18 protein-coding genes and 1 pseudogene are annotated in these 20,841 nt (G+C 57.4%); 7 read left to right on the top strand and 12 right to left on the bottom strand.

The genetic code is table 11. From position 1 onward, the window contains the following. The first annotated feature begins 24 nt into the window (after positions 1-24). The 5 genes from ureC to ureG all read left to right on the top strand — a co-directional run bounded on the left by ureC (position 25) and on the right by ureG (position 4,955). Complete coding sequence (ureC, locus tag ACQZ51_RS06990; RefSeq protein WP_448776165.1) at positions 25-1,734, top strand: urease subunit alpha; 1,710 nt, start codon at positions 25-27, stop codon at positions 1,732-1,734. A 438-nt stretch (positions 1,735-2,172) separates the two neighbouring features. Beyond that, complete coding sequence (locus ACQZ51_RS06995) at positions 2,173-3,006, top strand: GGDEF domain-containing protein (protein WP_448776166.1); 834 nt, start codon at positions 2,173-2,175, stop codon at positions 3,004-3,006. 122 nt (positions 3,007-3,128) lie between these two features. Further along, positions 3,129-3,608, top strand: coding sequence for an urease accessory protein UreE (gene ureE / locus ACQZ51_RS07000; protein WP_042617432.1), 480 nt, complete (start codon positions 3,129-3,131; stop codon positions 3,606-3,608). Next, a complete protein-coding gene (locus ACQZ51_RS07005) occupies positions 3,608-4,279 on the top strand; it encodes an urease accessory protein UreF (protein WP_448776167.1) in 672 nt (223 codons plus the stop codon). The genes ureE and ACQZ51_RS07005 overlap by 1 nt, the downstream gene beginning before the upstream one ends. Positions 4,280-4,343: 64 nt before the next feature. After that, positions 4,344-4,955 (top strand): urease accessory protein UreG, encoded by a 612-nt coding sequence (gene ureG / locus ACQZ51_RS07010; protein WP_243255204.1) that lies wholly within the window; start codon positions 4,344-4,346, stop codon positions 4,953-4,955. Positions 4,956-4,979: 24 nt separating this feature from the next. Here the strand turns inward: ureG and ACQZ51_RS07015 are convergent, their stop codons facing one another. From ACQZ51_RS07015 to ACQZ51_RS07055, 9 genes are all read right to left on the bottom strand, one after another. Then, complete coding sequence (locus ACQZ51_RS07015; RefSeq protein WP_448776168.1) at positions 4,980-5,717, bottom strand: Crp/Fnr family transcriptional regulator; 738 nt, start codon at positions 5,715-5,717, stop codon at positions 4,980-4,982. A gap of 189 nt (positions 5,718-5,906) precedes the next feature. Then, a complete protein-coding gene (locus ACQZ51_RS07020; RefSeq protein WP_448776169.1) occupies positions 5,907-9,233 on the bottom strand; it encodes an efflux RND transporter permease subunit in 3,327 nt (1,108 codons plus the stop codon). Between the two features lie 13 nt (positions 9,234-9,246). Further along, the gene (locus tag ACQZ51_RS07025) at positions 9,247-10,362 is read right to left on the bottom strand and encodes an efflux RND transporter periplasmic adaptor subunit (protein WP_448776613.1); all 1,116 of its coding nucleotides are present in this window, start codon (positions 10,360-10,362) and stop codon (positions 9,247-9,249) included. Between the two features lie 393 nt (positions 10,363-10,755). Then, on the bottom strand, positions 10,756-11,748 hold the full coding sequence (locus tag ACQZ51_RS07030; RefSeq protein ID WP_448776170.1) for an ABC transporter substrate-binding protein: 993 nt from the start codon (positions 11,746-11,748) through the stop codon (positions 10,756-10,758). Between the two features lie 24 nt (positions 11,749-11,772). Further along, on the bottom strand, positions 11,773-12,645 hold the full coding sequence (locus ACQZ51_RS07035; RefSeq protein WP_448776171.1) for an ABC transporter permease: 873 nt from the start codon (positions 12,643-12,645) through the stop codon (positions 11,773-11,775). Next, a complete protein-coding gene (locus ACQZ51_RS07040) occupies positions 12,642-13,523 on the bottom strand; it encodes an ABC transporter permease (protein ID WP_448776172.1) in 882 nt (293 codons plus the stop codon). Before ACQZ51_RS07040 ends, ACQZ51_RS07035 begins: the two co-directional genes overlap by 4 nt. After that, a complete protein-coding gene (locus tag ACQZ51_RS07045; RefSeq protein ID WP_448776173.1) occupies positions 13,513-14,307 on the bottom strand; it encodes an ABC transporter ATP-binding protein in 795 nt (264 codons plus the stop codon). Before ACQZ51_RS07045 ends, ACQZ51_RS07040 begins: the two co-directional genes overlap by 11 nt. 1 nt (position 14,308) lies before the next feature. Then, entirely contained in the window at positions 14,309-15,763 is a 1,455-nt protein-coding gene (hydA, locus tag ACQZ51_RS07050) for a dihydropyrimidinase (RefSeq protein WP_448776174.1), read from the bottom strand. Further along, the gene (locus ACQZ51_RS07055; RefSeq protein ID WP_448776615.1) at positions 15,760-17,013 is read right to left on the bottom strand and encodes a Zn-dependent hydrolase; all 1,254 of its coding nucleotides are present in this window, start codon (positions 17,011-17,013) and stop codon (positions 15,760-15,762) included. The genes hydA and ACQZ51_RS07055 overlap by 4 nt, the downstream gene beginning before the upstream one ends. Before the next feature lie 263 nt (positions 17,014-17,276). Between ACQZ51_RS07055 and ACQZ51_RS07060 the strand changes: the two genes are divergently transcribed. Further along, positions 17,277-17,954: a TetR family transcriptional regulator C-terminal domain-containing protein gene (locus ACQZ51_RS07060; RefSeq protein WP_448776175.1), complete on the top strand. Its 678-nt coding sequence runs from the start codon at positions 17,277-17,279 to the stop codon at positions 17,952-17,954. A 182-nt stretch (positions 17,955-18,136) separates the two neighbouring features. Continuing rightward, positions 18,137-18,445 (top strand): annotated as a pseudogene (locus ACQZ51_RS07065) (DUF2325 domain-containing protein); the annotation flags it as partial. Positions 18,446-18,448: 3 nt separating this feature from the next. On the opposite strand, the gene ACQZ51_RS07070 reads toward ACQZ51_RS07065, so the two are convergent. The 3 genes from ACQZ51_RS07070 to ACQZ51_RS07080 all read right to left on the bottom strand — a co-directional run bounded on the left by ACQZ51_RS07070 (position 18,449) and on the right by ACQZ51_RS07080 (position 20,732). Then, the gene (locus ACQZ51_RS07070; protein ID WP_448776176.1) at positions 18,449-18,817 is read right to left on the bottom strand and encodes a DUF423 domain-containing protein; all 369 of its coding nucleotides are present in this window, start codon (positions 18,815-18,817) and stop codon (positions 18,449-18,451) included. Then, on the bottom strand, positions 18,814-19,215 hold the full coding sequence (locus ACQZ51_RS07075) for a group II truncated hemoglobin (RefSeq protein ID WP_448776177.1): 402 nt from the start codon (positions 19,213-19,215) through the stop codon (positions 18,814-18,816). Before ACQZ51_RS07075 ends, ACQZ51_RS07070 begins: the two co-directional genes overlap by 4 nt. 101 nt (positions 19,216-19,316) lie before the next feature. Next, positions 19,317-20,732 (bottom strand): phosphomannomutase, encoded by a 1,416-nt coding sequence (locus ACQZ51_RS07080; protein ID WP_448776178.1) that lies wholly within the window; start codon positions 20,730-20,732, stop codon positions 19,317-19,319. Positions 20,733-20,841: the final 109 nt, after the last annotated feature.

Raw genomic sequence — 20,841 nt, forward strand, 5'->3', positions numbered from 1 at the left:
CGCTTCCCAAGGAGCCTGATTTCCATGCCTTACAAGATTTCCCGCGCCGCTTACGCCAGCATGTTCGGACCCACGGTGGGCGACAATGTACGGCTTGCCGATACGGAGCTGTTCATCGAGATCGAAAAGGACTTCACCGTTTATGGTGAAGAGGTGAAATTCGGAGGCGGCAAGGTCATTCGTGATGGAATGGGGCAAAGCCAGGCTACGCGGGCTGAGGGCGCTGTCGATACCGTCATTACCAATGTCGTCATTGTCGATCACAGCGGCATCTACAAGGCCGATATCGGCCTGAAAGATGGACGCATTCACGCCATCGGCAAGGCCGGGAACCCGGACACGCAGCCGGGTGTGACCATTATCGTCGGCCCCTCGACGGAAGCGATTGCAGGTGAGGGCAAGATACTAACGGCGGGCGGCATGGACGCCCATATCCATTTCATCTGCCCGCAGCAGATCGAAGAAGCACTGATGAGCGGCGTGACCACCATGCTTGGCGGTGGCTCTGGCCCGGCCCACGGCACGCTGGCGACCACTTGCACAGGCGCATGGCATATTGAAAGAATGATCGAGAGCTTCGACGCTTTCCCGATGAACCTTGCTCTCGCTGGCAAGGGCAATGCGTCACTGCCAGCACCGCTGGAAGAAATGATCCTTGCTGGCGCATCCTCACTGAAGCTACATGAGGACTGGGGCACGACACCGGCCGCCATCGACAATTGCCTGTCTGTTGCCGATGCGTTTGACGTGCAGGTGATGATCCACACCGATACGCTGAACGAAAGCGGCTTTGTGGAGGACACCATTGCCGCCATTAACGGCCGCACCATCCATGCCTTCCACACAGAAGGGGCGGGCGGTGGTCACGCACCTGATATTATCAAGATTTGCGGAAACCCCAACGTCATTCCGTCTTCGACCAACCCGACACGGCCCTATACGGTCAACACGCTGGCAGAGCATCTGGATATGCTGATGGTCTGCCACCACCTGTCGCCTTCGATCCCGGAAGACATCGCATTTGCGGAAAGCCGCATTCGCAAGGAAACTATTGCTGCGGAAGACATTCTGCACGATATCGGCGCTTTCTCTATCATTTCCTCCGACAGCCAGGCCATGGGGCGCGTGGGCGAGGTTGCCATACGCACCTGGCAGACGGCAGACAAGATGAAGCGCCAGCGCGGCCGCTTGAAGGAAGAGGTGGGCGAGAACGACAATTTCCGCGTTCGTCGCTACATCGCCAAATACACCATCAACCCCGCTATTGCGCACGGCATTTCTCATGAAATTGGCTCTGTCGAGGTTGGCAAGCGAGCCGATCTGGTACTGTGGAGCCCGGCCTTTTTCGGCGTGAAGCCGGAAATGGTTTTGCTGGGCGGCTCCATCGCTGCCGCACCGATGGGCGATCCGAACGCCTCGATCCCCACACCGCAGCCGATGCACTACCGGCCCATGTTTGCCGCTTACGGCAAGCTGCGCACCAATTCCTCGGTAACATTCGTGTCTCAAGCTTCGCTGGACGGTGGAATTGTTCAGCGCCTTGGCGTGGCGAAGAAGCTTCTTGCGGTACGCAATGTGCGTGGTGGCATCTCCAAGGCGTCCATGATCCACAACTCTCTGACGCCGCATATAGAGGTTGACCCTGAAACCTATGAGGTCCGCGCAGATGGCGAGTTGCTGACCTGTGAGCCAGCGACAGTTTTGCCGATGGCGCAACGCTATTTCCTATTTTGATAAAAAGACGACTTTTTTTGTGCCTTTCTATTTCTGATTGACGCTGTCCCATCACAAGAGCTGCGAATCGTCTGACGATCGCAGCTCTTTTGTTTTTAGTTCTTTGCCGATTCGCAACTGTATCCCGGAAACGAACGCCCCGCCTTCCTTTGAACAGGCAAAGCTAAATCGTTAATGATTGCTGCGGGTTGCAAGCCTGTATCACGTTATTTTTATCCTCAGAAATGGTGCCTGATATCATTTGTTTCTGTGCCGCCCCAACATCGCCTTGCCTGCCTTTTAAAGGGGATGCGGGTTTTTGAGGCGATGCGATGTGTCAGAAAATCACTCTTTGCAATAATCCACAAATATACCTTAAGTAGCTAAAAATTTAGACATTCGCTTTACTGACAGCCAATCTATGAGGGTTATCGGTAAAGTCATGCAAGGTGAGGTGTGATGACTAAGCGTTTAAAGAAATTTATTTCGCTGGAAATGAGTTTGAATGATGCTGGTGAAAAGCAAAATACGCGTAGCTTTGCAGCCAAGATGGTATTTGCCTCCATCATTCTATCGGTCCTGGTGAGTTGTGCGGCCATTGCGGTCGGCGATTTTTTCAATCTTCTGCCGCTGCCGCTGTATGAGGCACTTGCCTATAGCGTCGTGATGGCCTGGATCGTAGGCGGTCTCGTGACCGGCATGTTGTGCAGCATTCTGTCCAAAGCGCTTCGTAAGCTCCATGATTCCCATGCCGAGTTCGAGCGGTTGAGCAAGACTGATACGCTGTCTGGCCTCGCCAACAGGCGGGCTTTCAATCAGTGCTTTGAAGACGTGCTGGATGATGCATCGCTGGCGATATTCGATCTGGATCGCTTCAAGGGGATCAATGACAGCTATGGCCACGCTGCGGGCGATGTCGTCATCAAGAAAGCCGCCGCGGCAATTGCGGATGTGTTCGGCGAGTTTCATTGTGTGGCCAGACTGGGTGGCGAGGAGTTCGCCGTGATCGTTCGCGGTGGTCCGCTGAAAGATCGGCTGATCCTGATAGAACTCGCGCGGATTCGTGTCTCGTGCCTGACGATCACGTTCGACTCGCATCGGGTTCAGACGACTGTGTCCGTGGGCGTTGCCGATATTGATCCGTCTCGCTCCAAACATGATACATTTGCGGCGGCTGACAAGGCGCTTTATCTGGCCAAGGCATCTGGACGAAATTGCGTGCGCCACGAGAGTGACCTGGCTATTGCGCAAGCGGTCGGCGATCTCAAAGCAACATTGCTCGCCGCTTCCTAGTTTGTTGATTGCAGACGATTATTTGTCTTTATCCTACCGTCTTTTCATCACAAGCGGCTTGCATTCACGGGCGGCATCCTTCAGGTTTCAACGCTGATTGAAACCAAATTCTGGATAGCCCGATGCTGCGCGTACAATCCTACCTCCCCGCTGGTACACCCGGTGACGAACCCTCGGGTTACGTCACTCTCGCCCATGACCAGAGGCACCTGCGCCGCAAGCTTCTGCACCTGCAGAATGACGAGATGGTGATGCTGGACCTCAAGGAAGCTGTGCTGTTTGCCCATGGCGATTTGCTGGTTGTGGAAAATGGTGACCTTGTGGAGGTCCGCGCAGCCGACGAAAAGCTGTTTGAAATAAAGGCCAGAAACACGCTCCACCTCATCGAACTCGCCTGGCATCTGGGCAACCGCCACCTTGCGGCGCAGATCGAGGAAGGCCGTATTCTGATCCTTCGCGATCACGTGATTCGCGCCATGCTTGAGGGCCTGGGTGCAACGGTGCGCGATGTAGAGGAGCCGTTCCAGCCAGCGCGTGGCGCCTACCATGCCCATGGCGGCCATAGCCATGGACACGACCACCATTCCCACAGCCACGATTGATGTCGGTGACCCGTAACGTCGATGCCTTGCTGAAGCTGCTTGCGTGGATGTCGCCGGCCTTTCCTGTTGGCGCTTTTTCCTATTCTGGCGGGCTGGAAAGTGCGGTCAATGACCGACGTCTTTCCCGCGCCAATGAGCTGCACGACTGGATTTCACTGCTGTTGCGGCGCGGGGCGCTGTGGAACGATGCCGTGCTGCTGGCGCAAGCGTGGCGATGCCAGGCGGATGGTGAGGAGCTGGCCGAACTCTGCGAACTGGGGCGAGCTTTGGCTGGCTCTGCGGAACGCTATCGTGAAACGGTGTTGCTCGGTGACGCCTTCTTAGCCGCTGCAACCGCTTGGCCGCAGGAGGTGTTGAACCGCTTGTCGAAGGAAACGCCCTATCCGATTGCGGTGGGTGCGGTTGCCTCAGCGCATGGGATCGGGCTTGAGGACACGCTTGCTGCCTATCTGCATTCCGGTGTTTCGCAATTCGTGTCGGCGGGCATACGTCTCGGTATCAGTGGGCAGAAGGATGGCGTGACGATCCTTGCCAATCTGGAAACTGAAATTGCTGATGTTGCCGAGCGTGCAGCAGCGTCGACGCTGGCTGAGCTGGGGTCGGCAACCATTCTCGCCGATACGGCCTCCATGCGGCATGAAATTCAGGAAACCCGGCTTTTCCGCTCTTAGCCGTTGAATGCGCCCGGTGGAAATCGCTAATGTCAGAACGATCTTGTTTGGAAGGAAAACGCGTATGAAATCGGGAAATGGCCCGCTTCGGGTCGGCATCGGTGGGCCTGTTGGCTCCGGCAAGACGGCGCTTACGGAAAAACTCTGCAAGGCCATGAGCGCAGACTACTCGGTTGCCGTGGTCACCAACGATATCTACACCAAGGAAGATGCCGAAGCGCTGGTGCGCATGCAGGCGTTGCCGTCTGAGCGTATTGTGGGTGTGGAAACGGGCGGATGTCCGCACACGGCGATCCGCGAAGATGCGACGATCAATCTCCAGGCGATTGCAGGTCTCAACGAGCGGTTCCCTGATCTCGACATCGTCTTCATCGAATCCGGTGGCGACAATCTGGCCGCGACCTTTTCGCCTGACTTGGCCGACATCACCATCTATGTGATCTCCGTGTGCCAAGGTGAGGAAATTCCGCGCAAGGGTGGACCGGGCATTACCCGCTCTGACCTGCTGGTCATCAACAAAAAGGACTTGGCACCCTATGTCGGGGCCGATCTCGGCGTTATGGACACCGACGCAACCCGTATGCGCAAGGAGATGCCCTTCGTGTTTACAGACATGAAACGCGGGGACGGCGTGGACACGATTGTTGGCTTTCTGAAGCAGCACGGCGGATTGTGATAGGCGGCTAACGCTGAAGCAGTTCTAAAACTGTTTCAGCGTGCCGACGTCATTCACCTGAATGGTGCGTCCCCTCACGATCACGCCAGCATCGCGAAGGCTGGAGAAGGCGCGGGAAAGCGCTTCGGGTGCCAGCCCCAGCTTGCCTGCCAAAACGCTTTTCTGGAACGGCAATCGCAGGGAATAGGACGTCGAATCGCCTGGCCCTTGCATGATGAGGTAATTTGCAACGCGCTGAGGTGCGGTTTGTAGGCGATCATTCGCCACGCAATCCATCGTGGTCAGCAGGCTCTTGGACAGGCACCGCACGACAGCCTTTGCCACCGTCGGATCTTCCTCGATTAATGATCTGATGCGGCTGAGGTCTATGCGTGCCAGCGTGCAGTTCTCCGCTACCTGTGCGCTGGACTGATAGTGGTTCGAGCCGAAAATGAGACACTCATTGAACGTATCGCCAGGGCCGCAAATTCTGATATCGGCTTCGCGGCCATCCTTGCTCGTGCGATAAAGGCGGACATAGCCGCTCAAAACACAAAACAGGTGCTCTGCAACTTCGCCTTCGCAAAAAAGCATTTGGCGGGCCGCTATGGTGAGGATGGTGGAAACCTCCATGAGTTTCCCCGGTGTCCCGTTATCGCCGCCGCCCACCAAGGGGATCTGGAGGAGAACGCTCTTTTCTCTGCTGCTCAGCTTGACCATATCGTTCACGTCCGTCGCGCCCCCGCGAAAAGCCGTCAGAGTGAGGATGCGCTGTGCGACCATGATTTCGCATGGTGCGAACGTTTCCAGTCTGAGGACAATGTTCCCATGACGCAAAGGATAACAGGTCCTGTCACATTGAACTTGATTTCAATCAATTCACTAGATTTTTTTGCTCTTTAAAACGAAGCGAGCCCGCAATGTGAAAACGCCGGGGAGTGCCCGGCGTTTTTCAATGTAGATTTTGTGTTTTCACTCGGCTGCTAGCGGCGGCAGGCGGAGCACGTTATTGGAATTTCCGCCGGTTTTCTGGCCTGTTCCGGTTTTTTGTTCAATGTTCGCCACGCGCTCTTCCAGGCCCGACAATGCATCCTGATTGTTCCGCGCCGTTTCCGACAGTTCCTCGTTTGACAGAACCGGATGCTCCTCTTCCTTCTTGCCAATGAAACGGCCGAAGAGATGAGAGAGAAGCCGCGACAGGTCATCCATGATGAGGAAGAAGGCCGGGACGACGATAAGAGACAGGACCGTGGAGACAATGATGCCGCCAATGACCGCGATGGCCATGGGCGAGCGGAACGACCCACCTTCGCCAACGCCCAGCGCCGAGGGCAGCATGCCCGCCGACATGGCGATAGAGGTCATAATGATGGGGCGTGCGCGCTTGCGGCCTGCCTCCACCATGGCGTGAACCCGCTCCATGCCGTGGCGACGCATCTCAATGGCAAAATCCACCAGCAGAATAGCGTTCTTCGTCACGATACCCATCAGCATCAGAATGCCGATGAGAACGGGCATGGAGAGTGCATTGTTGGTAAGGATGAGAGCCACCGCGACGCCACCGATGGCCAGCGGCAGAGAAAACAGAATGGTGAAGGGCTGGATCACATCCTTGAAAAGAAGGATGAGGACGACCAGAACCAGCAACAGGCCAAGCAGCATGGCATTGGTGAAGCCTGTCTGCATTTCGCCTTGCACCTTGGCATCACCGCTTTCGGCGAGACGCACTGTCGGCGGTAAATTCGTTTCCGCCACGATGCGCCGGAATTCCGCCGATGATGTGTCGAGTGCCGTTCCGAAGGGAACATCGGAGCCAATGGAGACCACCCGGTTGCGATCATTGCGCTTGATGGAGCTTGGGCCTTCCGAATAGTCGATATCGGCCACGCTGGACAGCGGAACGGTGGCACCGGTCGCGGTCTTGATTTTCAACGCACGGATGGCGGCCAGATCCCGGCGGACATCCAGCGAGGCCTGAACACGGATCGGAATCTGTCGATCATCCAGCGAAATCTTCGTCAGGAGCGCATCAATATCGCCAATGGTGGCAACGCGCACGGTCTGCGAGATTTGCTGTGGCGTGATGCCAAGGCGAGCGATCTCATCCTTGCGCGGGCGAATTTGCAGTTCCGGGCGCGGCAATGCACCTTCGGAGCTGACATTGGCGAGGATGGGGGATGCACGAAGCCGCGATTCCAGCATGCCGACGGCATTCTGCAGATCTTCTTCGCTCGACGACAGGAAGTTGAAACTCAGTTCCCGTTCGGCGCGGTCATTCAACTTGATGATGCGCACATCGGGGATGGTGTTTACCTTGGCAAAAATATCCCGCTCCACATCCCATTGCGGCCGTGTTCTGCCCGTGTCCTCAACCTTTGGAAGATGAGGGCCGATGAGAGGAATTGAGCCAAGCCCCTTATTGACCAAGGTTTTCAAAAGCGAGTGGTCGATGTGCTGGAGAATGACGCGGACTGTTGCGCGGCGCAGTTCGAGATCACCCTTTGGCGATGCGCCGCCGAGAATGAACACGCTTTCAACACCGTTGATGTCACGGATCGCTTCATTGATCTTGGCAGTGGTCGCGTCGGTTTCTTCAAGCGTGGCATTGGGTGGAAGCTCGATGGACAGGACGACGCGTGAGGCGTCATCCGGCGGCAGGAAGCTGCCGGGTACGCCGCTGAGCAGGATGATCGAACCGACGAGGAAACCGATGGCGCCGAGAAGCGTCAGGTAACGGGCCCACCATTTGCGGGTGGTTGCCGTGACCATGCTCGTATAGGACTTCATCAGCCAGCCATCATTGTCGTGATGGTCGTCGACAGCATCGTCGGGACGCATCAGATAAGCGGCCATCAACGGTGTGATGAGGCGCGCAACCATGAGTGAGAAGAACACCGAGAAGGCGACGGTCAGGCCGAACTGAATGAAGTACTGGCCCGGTACGCCGGGCATGAAGGAGACCGGCACGAAGACGGCGATGATGGTGAAACTCGTCGCAATGACCGCGAGCCCAATCTCGTCGGCCGCTTCCAGAGACGCGCGATAGGGCGATTTGCCCATCTTTATGTGGCGGGAGATGTTTTCCACCTCCACAATGGCGTCATCCACCAGAATACCCGTCGCCAGCGTCAAGGCGAGGAAGCTGACAAGGTTGAGCGAGAAGCCTAGCACATCCATGACCCAGAAGGTCGGAATGGCCGATAAGGGCAGGGCAACAGCGGCGATCAGCGTCGCGCGCCAGTTTCGCAGGAACAGAAGCACCACGATAACGGCAAGGATCGAGCCTTCAACCAGCGTGTGGAGTGCGGCCGTATAGTTGCCATAGGTGAAGTAGACGGCATCATCGACCATCTCGATCGAGACATTAGGGTGCGCTGCGCGAACCTTGTCCAGATTTTCCGCCACCGTTTCCGCCACGGAAACTTCGCTCGCGCCCTTGGAGCGGAACACCGCGAAGGTCACGCCTGGATTGCCGTTGAAGCGTGAAAACGACTTCGGCTCTTCATAGGTATCGGTGATGGTGCCAAGCTCCGACAACTTCACGAAGCGGCCGCTGGAAAGCGCAATGGTGGTGTTGGAAAGCTCGGCCACATTGCGGGCATCACCCAGTGTGCGGATGGTTTGTTCGTTGCCCGCCACCTGGCCGCGACCGGACCCCAGATCGACGTTGGTGCCGCGTAAGTGCTGGTTCACGTCGGCTGCCGTGATGCCATAGGCATCCAGCTTGGCAGGGTTGAGGGATACGCGCACTTCGCGATCCGCGCCGCCATAACGGTCTATCTTGCCAACGCCGGACTGACCCTGAAGCGAGCGCTTGATCGTATCATCAACGAACCAGGACAGTTCTTCCAGCGTCATGTTGGGCGAAGAGACTGCGAAGGTCTGGATCGCTTGTCCCTCGACGTCGATCTTGCTGACAACAGGTTCTTCAATATCCGCGGGCAACTCGCTGCGGATCTTATCTATCGCGTCCTTGGTGTCCTGAACGGCCTCTTCTGTCGGCTTTTCGATACGAAAAAGCACGGTGGTCAAGGATTGGCCGTCCGTCACCGTGGACTGGACTTCATCAATGCCGCTGATGGAGGCGACCGCGTCTTCCACCTCCTTGGTGACCTGCGCTTCCAGTTCCGATGGCGAGGCTCCGCTCTGCGTAACGCTGATCGCAACAACGGGAACATCGATGTTCGGGAAGCGGGTGATGGGCAGATCGTAAAATGCCTTGACGCCGAGAAACAGCAGAAGTGCAAAGCAAAGCATTGGCGCAATCGGGTTGCGGATGGACCATGCAGAGAAGTTCATGGTTTTCTCTCAATCAGTTCGAGGCTGCGGCGTCAGCCGGAACCGGGTTGATCTTGTCACCATCGCGCACGAATGCGCCTGCTTTTTCAACGACGACGTCGCCTGCGGAGATTCCGCTTTTGATCTCGACGAAGCCACTGTCCTGAATGCCGATTTCCACTGCAACCTGCTTGACCACGCCATTTTCCACCCGCCGGGTGCTTGATCCCTTGCGGCCTGAAGTGACTGCGGATAGCGGCAAGGCGAGCGCATTGGCGGATGAAATGACGACTTCGGCGCTGCCATACATGCCGGCACGGGCGGGGCTGTCTGCGGGCAGAAGAATATGCACGGAGCCAAGGCGGGTGGTCGCATCCACGGTCGGCGAGACAAGCCGTACCTTGCCTTCGATCCTGTCGCTGCCGCCTGCAACCGCGATGATGGCTTTTTGCCCAGCCTTAACCTTCTGAATATCGGTTTCCGAAAGATCGGCCACGAGTTCGATGGCGTTATCCTTGATGACGGTAAAGAGCGGATTGCCGCTGCCGCTGGCAATGGCACCAACACGGGCATTCTTGGCGGAGACGATACCGGCAACCGGCGTTTTCACGCTTGTGCGCGAGAGTTTGAGATCGATGTCGGCGATCTGAGCGTCAACGACCTTTATGTCGGCTTCACCCACCGTCACGGATTGTCTGGCGGCTTGAAGGCGTGCCTGCGCCACATCTGCGGCTGAGGCGGTTTGTTCCACCTTCGAGACCGAGCCTGAACCGGATTCGCCAAGACGGCCGGCACGGTCACGCTGGCGGACCGCATCGTCGTAATTGGCCTGCGCCTCGATAACCTGTGCCTTGCTCTGTGCCACGCCCGCTTCAGCCTTTGCCCTGTTGGCCTCAAGCTGGCTCTTTTGCAGAATTAGGCTGTCCTTCGAAAGTTCGGCAAGCGATGCGCCAGCCTCGACCCTGTCACCGATATCGACATTCAACCGATCGACAGACAGGCCGTCCACGAGCGGCTGAATATAAATTTCATCCACCGCCATAAGCGTTCCCGTCGCCACGACGCGATCTACGAGATCACGGGTTTTGGCTTCGCTGACCACGATGGAGGGCAGGCTCTGGCGGTCTGCACCGCCCTGCGCGCTTGCCATTGCGGGCACAAACAAAGCCGAGGCCGTGAGAAGCAGGAGCCGTGTTGCGAGTGTGTTGCGGTGCATGTCTGTCCGTTCCAAGGTGCGGATCGCACGTCCACCACGCACATGCTGTGCCCTTGGAAAGTCATGCGACAATGAATGCAAGAAAATCTAATGACAATCCGTTGCATTCACCTCGCAGAACACTGCTTCATCGGCGAGAATCTGACCCTTGGACTGGCCCTGTCTGGCGCGAGGTAAATATTCGAGTCTGTCGTTGCGGAATGTAAGTCGTAGCCTGGTTGAATTCAATCCAAGGAACGAATGGGTGACATATAGATTTGAATGTAAGTAAAGAAAAATTGTAGGCAGCCCGAGGTGCGCTGAACTGCGCACCTCGTTTCAGCAACTCTATTTCAGAGCGGCATCCGTGATTTCTGTGGTGAATGCGCCTGTCGGCTCTTTGGTGATGACAGGATCGGAGCCGCCGCCCAGCAGGGTTTTGACCGTGCGGTCATAGTCGGCCTTGTCGAGCGTGCCGGTCGAGCCTGCCGTCAGCTTGGCAACTTCCGTCATCATGCCTTTCTGGTGCGCTTCGGTCTGTGCGCCGGAGGCGTCATTTTCCAGAATGATGTCGGCGGCATCGTTGGGGTTCTCTTCCGCCCACTTCCATCCCTTCATGGAGGCGCGCACGAACTTAACCATGTTCTCCTTGAACTTGGCGTCCTTCAGCTTGTCTTCCAGCACATAGAGACCATCTTCCAGCGTGGCGACGCCCTCATCTTCATATTTGAAGGTAACGAGGTCGCTGGCCTTCACGCCTGCTTCCAGCACCTGCAAATATTCATTGTAGGTCATGGTGGAAATGCACGCTGCCTGCTTTTGCAACAGCGGATCGACGTTAAAGCCCTGCTTCAACACCGTCACGCCATCGGCGCCGCCAGTTGTCGGGATTTTCAGATGCGCCATCCACGACAGGAATGGATATTCATTGCCGAAGAACCAGACGCCAAGGGTCTTGCCCTTGAAATCCTCAGGCTTCGTGATGCCGGTTTCTTTCAGGCACGTCAGCATCATGCCGGATTTCTTGAACGGCTGGGCGATGTTGACCAGCGGCACGCCTTTTTCGCGCGTGGCAAGGGCTGAAGGCAGCCAATCGACGACGACATCTGCACCGCCACCAGCCAGAACCTGCGCGGGTGCGATATCGGGTCCGCCGGGCCTGATCTCCACGTCGAGGCCTTCGGCTTCGTAAAAGCCCTCGTCCTTGGCCACATAATAACCGGCGAACTGGGCCTGCGTGACCCATTTCAGCTGGAGCGTGACCTTCTCTGCGGCGTGTGCGTTAAACGCTGTCATCAGCGTTGCTCCGGCAAGAAGCATGGATGCAAGTCTGTTTTTCATCGCTGTTCCCTTTTTTTTCTTTGTTTACGTTCGTCCACTGCGGACGGACGGATGCCAGAAGGTGACGGCGCGCTCTGCCAGCGCCACCAAACCATAAAAGCCGGAGCCCGCAATTGCCGCGACGGCAATCTCGGCCCAGACCATATCCACATTGCTCCGGCCCATTTCAGCCGAGATGCGAAAGCCCATGCCCACAATGGGCGTGCCGAAGAACTCCGCGACGATTGCTCCGATCAGAGCCAGCGTCGAATTGATCTTCAAGGCATTGAAAATAAACGGCCATGCAGCGGGAAGGCGAAGCTTGACCAGCGTTTGCCACCAGCCCGCAGCATAGGTGTGCATCAAATCCCGCTCGATGTGGCTGGAGGCGGACAGGCCCTGCACCGTGTTCACGAGCATCGGGAAGAAAGTCATGATGACGACCACGGCCACCTTGGACTGCCAATCAAAGCCGAACCACATGACCATGATGGGTGCTATGCCGACCACAGGCAGTGCGGACACGAAATTGCCGATGGGCAGCAGGCCGCGTTGCAGAAACGGTGAACGATCAATGAGAATGGCAACGCAGAAGCCGAGGCCGCAACCCAGCACATAACCCGTCAGCACCGATTTCAGGAATGTCTGCCGGAAGTCTGCCCAGAGGATCGGCAGTGAGCTGATGAGACGCAGGAAGATTGCGCTGGGGGCGGGCAACAGAATGGAAGGCACGGAAAAGCCGCGCACCATGCCTTCCCACAGCATGATGAGAGCCGCACCGAAGATCAGGGGGACAGCGATGTCGCTGGCGCGTCTTGCGGCTGAGACTTTGAAGCGATGGCGCACTAGCCACTCGTTCAAAGCCCATGCCGCAAGCCAAAACAGAATTGCGCCGATAACCCAGCCGGGATTGGTCATGGCCTTTCTCCCATTCGTTTCAACACGGCACCATGGGCAAGGCCGATGATGGAGACGAGGATCGCTGCCAGTGCCGCCGCCATGAAGAGAGCGGCCCATATCTGTACGGTTTGGCCGTAATAGGAGCCGGACAGCAGTCTGGCACCAAGGCCCGCAACGGCCCCCGTTGGCAACTCACCGACGATGGCGCCGACCAGCGAAATGGCGATGGCGATTTTCAGCGAGGTGAAGAGATAGGGCAGGGCCGATGGCCAGCGCAGCTTCCAGAAGATTTGTGAAGGTGCCGCGTAATAGGTGCGCATCAAATCCAGATGGATGCCTTCAGGGCTTCGCAAGCCCTTCACCATGCCCACCACGATGGGGAAGAAACTGAGATAGGTTGATATCAGCGCCTTGGGTAAGAGGCCTGAGATGCCGATGGAATTCAAGACGACGATAATCATCGGTGCGACCGCGATGATGGGGATCGTCTGGCTGGCGATGATCCACGGCATGACCGAACGATCCAGAGCACGGTTATGAACAATGGCGACCGCGATGAGAATGCCGAGTGCGGTTCCAATCGCGAAACCCAGAAGCGTCGCCGAAAGCGTGATGCCCGTATGGTAGATCAGGCTGCGTTTGGAGGTGACGGCCTTGTTGACGGTCGTATCCCAAAGCTCTGCGATGATCTGGTGGGGCGCCGGCAACACCGGACGCTCCTGCGCAAAGGTCTGCGGTAGTAGTTCTGCGAAACTGGGTTGCTCGCCCGCTCTTGCTGCCTGATCTCGTGCGAAGGGCATGTTGAGGTAGATGACTGCGACATGCCAGATGACGAGAATGGCGATGACGATGGTGAGGACGGGGAGAATGCGTTGGCGCAACATGTCACCCGTCATAGCTGTGCCCCGCCTTCAGGCCTTCACGGACCCGCTGGGCAATCTCCAGAAACTCCGGCGTTTCACGAATTTCGAACGGGCGCTCACGCGGCAGGGTGGATTCGATGATGTCGGTTACCCGGCCGGGGCGGGGAGACATGACGACGATCTTGGTGGAGAGGTAGACGGCTTCGGGAATGGAGTGGGTCACGAAGCATATGGTTTTGCCGGTCGCGTCCCACAGCTTCAGAAGCTGCTCATTGAGGTGGTCGCGAACGATTTCGTCCAGTGCGCCGAAGGGTTCGTCCATCAAAAGCAGGTCGGCATCGAAAGCGAGCGCCCGGGCGATGGAGGCGCGCTGCTGCATGCCGCCGGAGAGTTGCCACGGGAACTTCTTCGCAAAGCCACCGAGATTGACGAGATCGAGCGTGCGTTTGATACGCGCCTGCTGCTCGGCTTTGGTGTAGCCCATAATTTCAAGCGGTAGCGCGATGTTCTTTTCAATGGTGCGCCATGGGTAAAGTGCGGCTGCCTGAAAAACATAGCCATAGGATCTGTCCTTACGGGCATTCTCTGGCGTTGTGCCGTTGACGCTGATCTCACCCGATGTGTGCTTTTCCAGATCGGCGATGACGCGCAGAAACGTGGTTTTGCCGCAGCCGGAAGGGCCTATGAAGGATACGAAATCGCCCTTCTTCACCTCAAGATCGACATTGGCGAGGGCGTGAACCGGGCCGTCCCCGGTCTCGAATGTCAGGCCGAGGTTTTTGGCTGATACGACGGAATAGGAGGTTTTTACTGTCATCTCACACTCCGCTCGCCGGTATGCCTGTGCGTTCCACCTTGCGGGGTGCGACGAGTTCTTTCCACGTGGACAGCGCCTTGGAGACAGCGGGGTAAGGCTGCCGCGCCACAAATTGCCCATGACCCTCCACGGTTTTCACCGTGCTTTCCTCAATGGCGACGACACCGCGTGACAGGGTGAAGCGTGGCAGGCCCTTGACGGTCTGGCCTTCGAAGACGTTGTAATCGATAGCGGATTGCTGGGTCTTCGCGCTGATCGTCTTTTCAAGCTCAGGGTCCCAGACGACGATATCGGCATCGCTGCCGACCAGAATCGCACCCTTTCTGGGGTAGATGTTCAGGATCTTGGCGATGTTTGTGGATGTGACGGCGACGAATTCGTTCATCGTCAGGCGACCCGTGGCAACGCCGCGCGTCCACAGAAGCGGAAGGCGGTCTTCAAGGCCGCCGGTGCCGTTGGGGATTTTGGTGAAATCACCGATGCCGTTGCGTTTCTGCTCAGTGGTGAAGGCGCAATGGTCTGTTGCCACGCATTGCAGGGAACCAGCGGCGAGGCCCGCCCAGAGGCTGTCCTGATGCTGTTTGTTGCGAAAAGGTGGTGACATGACACGGCGGGCGGCGTGGTCCCAATCGGCATTCGCATATTCGCGCTCGTCGAGTATCAGATGCTGGATCAGCGGTTCGCCATAAACCCGCATGCCGTTCTGGCGCGCCCGGCGGATAGCCTCATGCGCCTGTTCGCAGGAGGTGTGAACGACATAGAGGGGCGCGCCCGCCATATCCGCAATGATGATGGCGCGGTTGGTGGCTTCGCCTTCTACGGAAGCGGGGCGGGAATAGGCGTGCGCTTCCGGCCCATTATTGCCCTGCGCCAGAAGCTTCGCCTGCATCTGGGCAACGATATCGCCGTTCTCGGCATGCACCATAGGCAGTGCGCCAAGCTCCGCGCAACGCGAAAAGGAGGCAAACATCTCGTCGTCATTCACCATCAGCGCGCCCTTATAGGCCATGAAGTGCTTGAAACTGTTGATGCCCTTTTGCTGCACCACAGTCTTCATGTCGTCGAAGACCTGCTCGCCCCACCACGTCACGGCCATATGAAATGAATAGTCGCAGGTCGCGCGTGTTGCCTTGTTATCCCAGCGGCTCAACGCATCCAGCAGCGATTGACCCGGCTCCGGCAGGCAGAAATCCACCACCATCGTCGTGCCGCCGCTCAAGGCTGCGCGGGTTCCACTTTCGAAATCATCTGCCGAATAGGTGCCCATGAAGGGCATTTCCAGATGGACATGGGGATCGATGCCGCCGGGCATGACGTAGCAGCCCGTCGCATCCAGAACGGTGCCGCCGGAGAGGTCAGGCCCGATCTCGACAATGACGCCGCCTTCGATTCTGATATCTGCCTTGTAGGTCAGGTCGGCGGTGATAATGGTGCCGTTCTTGATGATGGTGGTCATTCCACGATCTCCGCAGTTTCGAGCACGGCATGCAGCAACACGTTGCAGCCGGCCGCCGCCCATTCAGGGGAAATGTCTTCGGCTTCATTGTGGGAGAGGCCGTCCACGCAGGGGCAGAAAATCATCGTTGAGGGTGCGACCCGGGCCGTCCAGCAGGCGTCATGACCCGCACCCGAGATGATATCCATATGGCTGTAGCCCAGCTTTTCCGCTGCATCCCGCACGCGGCCCGTGAGGATGGAATCGAAGGTGACGGGGTCGAAATGGCCGATGGCTTCAATGGCGCAGCCGACGCCGAGTTCGTCTGCAATCGCAGGCACTTCACGCTCAAAAATGGCCCGCATGGAATTGAGCTTTTCCTGCGAGGGCGTGCGCAGGTCGATGGTGAAGACCACCTTGCCGGGCAGGACATTGCGGGAGTTGGGCGAAAAGATCATCTGGCCCACGCCAGCCACCGCATCGGGCTGATGTGCCATCGCCACCTCTTGCACCCTTTCTATGATGCGTGCTGCGGCCAGGCCTGCATTGACGCGCATGGCCATCGGGGTTGACCCGGTATGCGCCTCTTTGCCCGTGAGCGTGACTTCGAGCCACCAAAGGCCCTGACAATGTGTGACGACACCGATCTGCTTGTCGTTCGCTTCAAGTATCGGGCCCTGCTCGATGTGATACTCGAAATAGGCGTGCATCTTGCGGGCGCCTACCTCCTCATCTCCGAGCCAGCCGATCCGCTTCAGTTCGTTGCCATAGGTTTTGCCCGCCGTGTCGGTGCGGCTATAGGCGTAGTCGAGATCGTGAATGCCAGCGAAAACACCAGAGGCCAACATGGCCGGGGCGAAGCGCGCCCCTTCTTCATTCGCCCAGTTGGTAACGACAATCGGATGCTTTGTCCGGATGTCGAGATCGTTAAGGCTGCGCACCACTTCCAGTCCCGCCAGCACGCCCAGAACGCCATCGAACTTGCCGCCGGTCGGCTGGGTGTCGAGATGGCTGCCGATATAGACGGGCAAAGCATCCGGGTCTGTACCGGGGCGGGTGGCGAACATGGTGCCCATGGCATCGACACCGACGCTCATGCCTGCCGCCGCGCACCAATTCCTGAACAGATCGCGCCCTTTGGCGTCGTCATCGGTCAGGGTCTGGCGGTTGTTGCCACCGGCAATGCCGGGGCCAATCTTCGCCATGTCCATCAGGCTATCCCACAGACGATTGCCATCGATGGTCAGGTTTTTTCCGGGTATTTCCAGCATGCCAGTCTTTTCCTCACCTGTTTTGATGTTCATCATGCAAGGGGCGTGCCGTTCCCCTAAGGGTTGAGCAAAATGTGCGGGAGAAGGGGTGGCCAGTTAATTTGACCGGCTGGTAAACATTGTGATTTCGGGCTTTGATGCCTAAAAGAAATAGGGGGAATTTCGCTGTGTGAAACTGATGTTTTCTGCTCGATTTTTCACCACAGATTATTTTTTGCCCAGTCAGATCTGTCAATTGCATCCAAAACAAACAGAGACCATCCATGGCCATACCCAGAGCGGCAAAAACACAGAAGCGAACGCGGATTCAGGAAGAAAAAGAAGAGATCATTCTGGAAGCGGCGCTTGATGTCTTTTCCGTCAATGGCTTTCGCGGCACGACGATTGACCAGATCGCCGAGGTGGCGGGCATGTCGAAGCCGAATGTGCTCTATTATTTCCGCACCAAGGAGGCCATGCACAGGGCCTTAATCGAGCGTGTGCTGGACACCTGGCTGGATCCGCTGCGGGCGTTTGATGCCGATGGCAATCCCGAGACGGAAATCAAATCCTATCTGCGCCGAAAACTGGAAATGGCGCGGGATTACCCGCGTGAAAGCCGCTTGTTTGCCAATGAGGTGTTGCAGGGTGCGCCGCATGTGGAAGACGAGTTGAAAGGGCCCTTGAAGCAATTGGTGGATGAGAAGGCGGAGGTCATTCGTGCCTGGGCGAAGGCGGGACGTATTCTGCCATGCGATCCCTATCACCTGATTTTTTCCATCTGGGCAACCACCCAGCATTACGCCGATTTCGATGTGCAGGTGCGCTCCGTGCTTGGTTCCGCCCATGCGGGCGAGGGGCGTTTTGAAGACGCGGCACGCTTTCTGGAGCAGCTGTTCATGGGCGGTCTCGGTATCATTCCTGCCTTATCCAAAAAACATGAGGCAAAGGATCAACTTTAATCTTTACTCTAATACTCATCTTTACTATTGTGCAGCGAGCCTGATCGAACAGGCGGCAATTTCTGTAAGGGTGAGGCATGGCGCGCAAAGAGAAGAAGAAGGCGGATAAACACGGCAAGCGGGACGACCGTTCGCAGCAGACAGAATCATCCGCCTCCCGGCCAGCAGCGCCTTCTGTGCCAAAAAGCTTTCTCTATGTGGGCGGCCGTGACTGTCAGGTTGCGCATCTTCGCCAGATCGCAGGCAACTTCGATGCCGAGCTCATCCATCACGATGGCGGTCTGAGAGAGGCCGTTTCGCGCATAGATACGCTTTTGCCATCGGTGGACTGCGTGTTTTGCCCCATCGACTGTATCAGCCATGATGCTTGCTTGCGGGTCAAATCCGGTTGCAAGAAATTCGGCAAGACATTCATTCCGCTGCGCAATGGCAGCAAATCCAGCCTTGAGCGTGCGCTTCAGACGATGAGCGACCGCAGGGCGGCAGACTGACGCCTATCGACGCGCGGCGCTGAAAAATGCCGCGCTGGCCAGCACCAGCCAACCGAAGATCATGCCGAGACCACCCGCCGGTGCAGCCATGGGAAACAGGCTGGTTTCAGTAAAATGCCGTGAGACGAGGTCTCCGGCAAACAGTACCGTTCCCAGCCCAAGCAGGACTGCGGCGGGAGCAGCGGTTTTGATGCGCTCCCAACCGACATGAATGCCGAGAAGAATGGGCGCATGGGCAAGGCACATGGCTGACGCGTTGCCGAGCAGTTGGGTTGCCCCGGTGTGTGTTGCCGCTGCCGCAAGGGCCACACCGCCCGCACCGAGCGCGCCGGACAGGAAAAGAGTTGAAGGCCGCAGCCAAGTGTTGCTCATGCCGTTGCCTCGTCCTGATTTTGCATGTGGAAGGCCAATCGCTCGACAGGCGCCCAGATGATCTCGCGTAGCTTAGGGTTCTCGATGGTTTCATCCATCGCACGGCGGAAACACAGCAGCCACTCGTCGCGTTCGACATAGCCGATCGGTGCAACAAAGTGCCGCCTGCGCAGCATGGGGTGGCCGTGTTTTTCCACATATATCGGCGGGCCGCCGAGATAGCCTATAAGGTAGTCGGTGAACTTGCTTTCGCTGCCTGAAAGGTCAGGTGGATGAATGGCCCGGCAATGCGCCGCTTCCGGCAAGGTGTCCATCAAGACATAGAAACGTTTCGTCAGCCCGCGGACGGTCTGTTCGCCGCCAATTGCCTCGTATAGCGTAATGGTCTCGTCTGCCAATTCATGCGGTCTCCATTTCCCTCGTTTTGCCGCTTTTGATCTGAAATCGCAACTGCAAAGGGCAGGTGCGGCAATTCGCTTCGCCGCACCTGAAGACGCTATCAGCCAAAATTGCGGATGAGGGTTAGACCCTTCTCCAGCAGTTCTGCCGCCTCTTCTTCATTTTCGGCTTCCACATAGCAGCGCATTTCCGGCGCATTGCCGGAGGGGCGGAAGTGAATTGTGCTGCCATCGGCAAGGGTAACGCGAAGGCCATCGATATCGCTTGTATCCTGAACTGTTCCCACAGGAGCCAGAAAGCTTTCCAGATTGGCACGTGACGAGCGCAGACGCTCCATCAGGGCGGCGCTCTTTTCCTGCGCGAAATCCTGCAACCGGTCAGCAGCGGCAACCGGCAACTTGTAGGCGGCAGCGATGTCAGACAGCGGCTTTTTCTGGTCCGCCGTCAGCTTCAGGGCAGCCAGCAGCGGCAGGAAGCAGTCGCGTGTCGGGAGCGGCGAGATGGTTTGGCCATTGAGTTCAAAGGGGGATGCCGTGAGGAAGCCGCCATTGGCTTCAAAGCCGATGACGCCTTGCTTGCCTGCGGCCAACGCCTCATCCATGCCTGCAATGACGAAAGGCGAGCCGACTTTGGTGCGCACAACATCAAAATTCCCGCTGGCTTCAATGCCGGAGTTGGAGGTAACGGGCGTGACAACCACTTGCACCTTGAGGAAGTTTGCGGTGATCAGACCCAGAAGATCGCCGCGAAGGGGCAAGCCTTTTTCATCGGCCAGCAGAGGGCGGTCGCCATCGCCATCAGCGGAAATGATCGCATCGAAATGATGCTCGCTGGCCCAGGCTTCGAGCTTTTTCAGCGTGTCAGGCGATACAGCCTCGGTATCGACGGGAATGAAGGTCTCGGAACGGCCGAGAGCCACGACCTCTGCGCCATAATGTTTCAGCACATCCACGAACATATCGCGCGCGACAGTGCTGTGCTGGTAGACGCCGACTTTCAAGCCTACAAGCGCCTTTTCAGGCAGTATCGCGGCGTTGCGCTGGAAAAACAGGGCTGCAGTTTGCGCGGAGTGGTCTTCTGCTTCGGACGCATCCGTGGTCATACCATCCGCTTCCACCTGCTTTGCCAGCTCGGCAATTGCCAGCTCGTCTTTCTTGTCGATCTCGCCATCAGGGCGATAGAATTTGATGCCATTGCGATCTGCCGGGATATGGGAGCCTGTGATCATGAGAGCTGCGGCCTTCAGCGAAAGTCCGTAAAGCGCCAGTGCCGGCGTTGGCAGGGCGCCGCAATCCAGAGGCGTAAGCCCTGCTGCTTTCAGAGCGCCAATGCAGGTTTGCGCGATGGCCGGGCTGGAATCGCGAAAATCCTGGCCGATCAGCACCGGATCTCCCTTTTTTGCCAAGCCCGAAGTGAGCAGGTGTCGCGCAAAGGCGGTCGCGTAAATGGCGGATGCCTTGCCTTTCAAATCCTGAGAAAGTCCGCGAAGACCGCTTGTTCCAAACTTCAGGCTCATGGGAGATGCTTCCTTTATTCTGGCTTTTTTCATGCTGCGCCGATCACGACGACTGCAATCATAACGCAAACAGGCCGTGCATTGATCCAGATGCGATCTGACTGTGGTT

Source organism: Agrobacterium sp. CG674 (assembly GCF_053521645.1).

What these genes read in the sequence shown, in the direction of transcription:
- ACQZ51_RS07060 (WP_448776175.1), top strand. Translation starts at nt 17,277, where the DNA reads ATGGCCATACCCAGAGCGGCAAAAACACAGAAGCGAACGCGGATTCAG.
- ACQZ51_RS07045 (WP_448776173.1), bottom strand. Translation starts at nt 14,307, where the DNA reads ATGACAGTAAAAACCTCCTATTCCGTCGTATCAGCCAAAAACCTCGGC.
- hydA (WP_448776174.1), bottom strand. Translation starts at nt 15,763, where the DNA reads ATGACCACCATCATCAAGAACGGCACCATTATCACCGCCGACCTGACC.
- ureC (WP_448776165.1), top strand. Translation starts at nt 25, where the DNA reads ATGCCTTACAAGATTTCCCGCGCCGCTTACGCCAGCATGTTCGGACCC.
- ACQZ51_RS07070 (WP_448776176.1), bottom strand. Translation starts at nt 18,817, where the DNA reads ATGAGCAACACTTGGCTGCGGCCTTCAACTCTTTTCCTGTCCGGCGCG.
- ACQZ51_RS07030 (WP_448776170.1), bottom strand. Translation starts at nt 11,748, where the DNA reads ATGAAAAACAGACTTGCATCCATGCTTCTTGCCGGAGCAACGCTGATG.
- ACQZ51_RS07055 (WP_448776615.1), bottom strand. Translation starts at nt 17,013, where the DNA reads ATGCTGGAAATACCCGGAAAAAACCTGACCATCGATGGCAATCGTCTG.
- ACQZ51_RS07040 (WP_448776172.1), bottom strand. Translation starts at nt 13,523, where the DNA reads ATGACGGGTGACATGTTGCGCCAACGCATTCTCCCCGTCCTCACCATC.
- ACQZ51_RS07025 (WP_448776613.1), bottom strand. Translation starts at nt 10,362, where the DNA reads ATGGCAAGCGCGCAGGGCGGTGCAGACCGCCAGAGCCTGCCCTCCATC.
- ACQZ51_RS07035 (WP_448776171.1), bottom strand. Translation starts at nt 12,645, where the DNA reads ATGACCAATCCCGGCTGGGTTATCGGCGCAATTCTGTTTTGGCTTGCG.
- ACQZ51_RS07080 (WP_448776178.1), bottom strand. Translation starts at nt 20,732, where the DNA reads ATGAGCCTGAAGTTTGGAACAAGCGGTCTTCGCGGACTTTCTCAGGAT.
- ureE (WP_042617432.1), top strand. Translation starts at nt 3,129, where the DNA reads ATGCTGCGCGTACAATCCTACCTCCCCGCTGGTACACCCGGTGACGAA.
- ACQZ51_RS06995 (WP_448776166.1), top strand. Translation starts at nt 2,173, where the DNA reads ATGACTAAGCGTTTAAAGAAATTTATTTCGCTGGAAATGAGTTTGAAT.
- ACQZ51_RS07005 (WP_448776167.1), top strand. Translation starts at nt 3,608, where the DNA reads ATGTCGGTGACCCGTAACGTCGATGCCTTGCTGAAGCTGCTTGCGTGG.
- ACQZ51_RS07020 (WP_448776169.1), bottom strand. Translation starts at nt 9,233, where the DNA reads ATGAACTTCTCTGCATGGTCCATCCGCAACCCGATTGCGCCAATGCTT.
- ACQZ51_RS07015 (WP_448776168.1), bottom strand. Translation starts at nt 5,717, where the DNA reads ATGGTCGCACAGCGCATCCTCACTCTGACGGCTTTTCGCGGGGGCGCG.
- ureG (WP_243255204.1), top strand. Translation starts at nt 4,344, where the DNA reads ATGAAATCGGGAAATGGCCCGCTTCGGGTCGGCATCGGTGGGCCTGTT.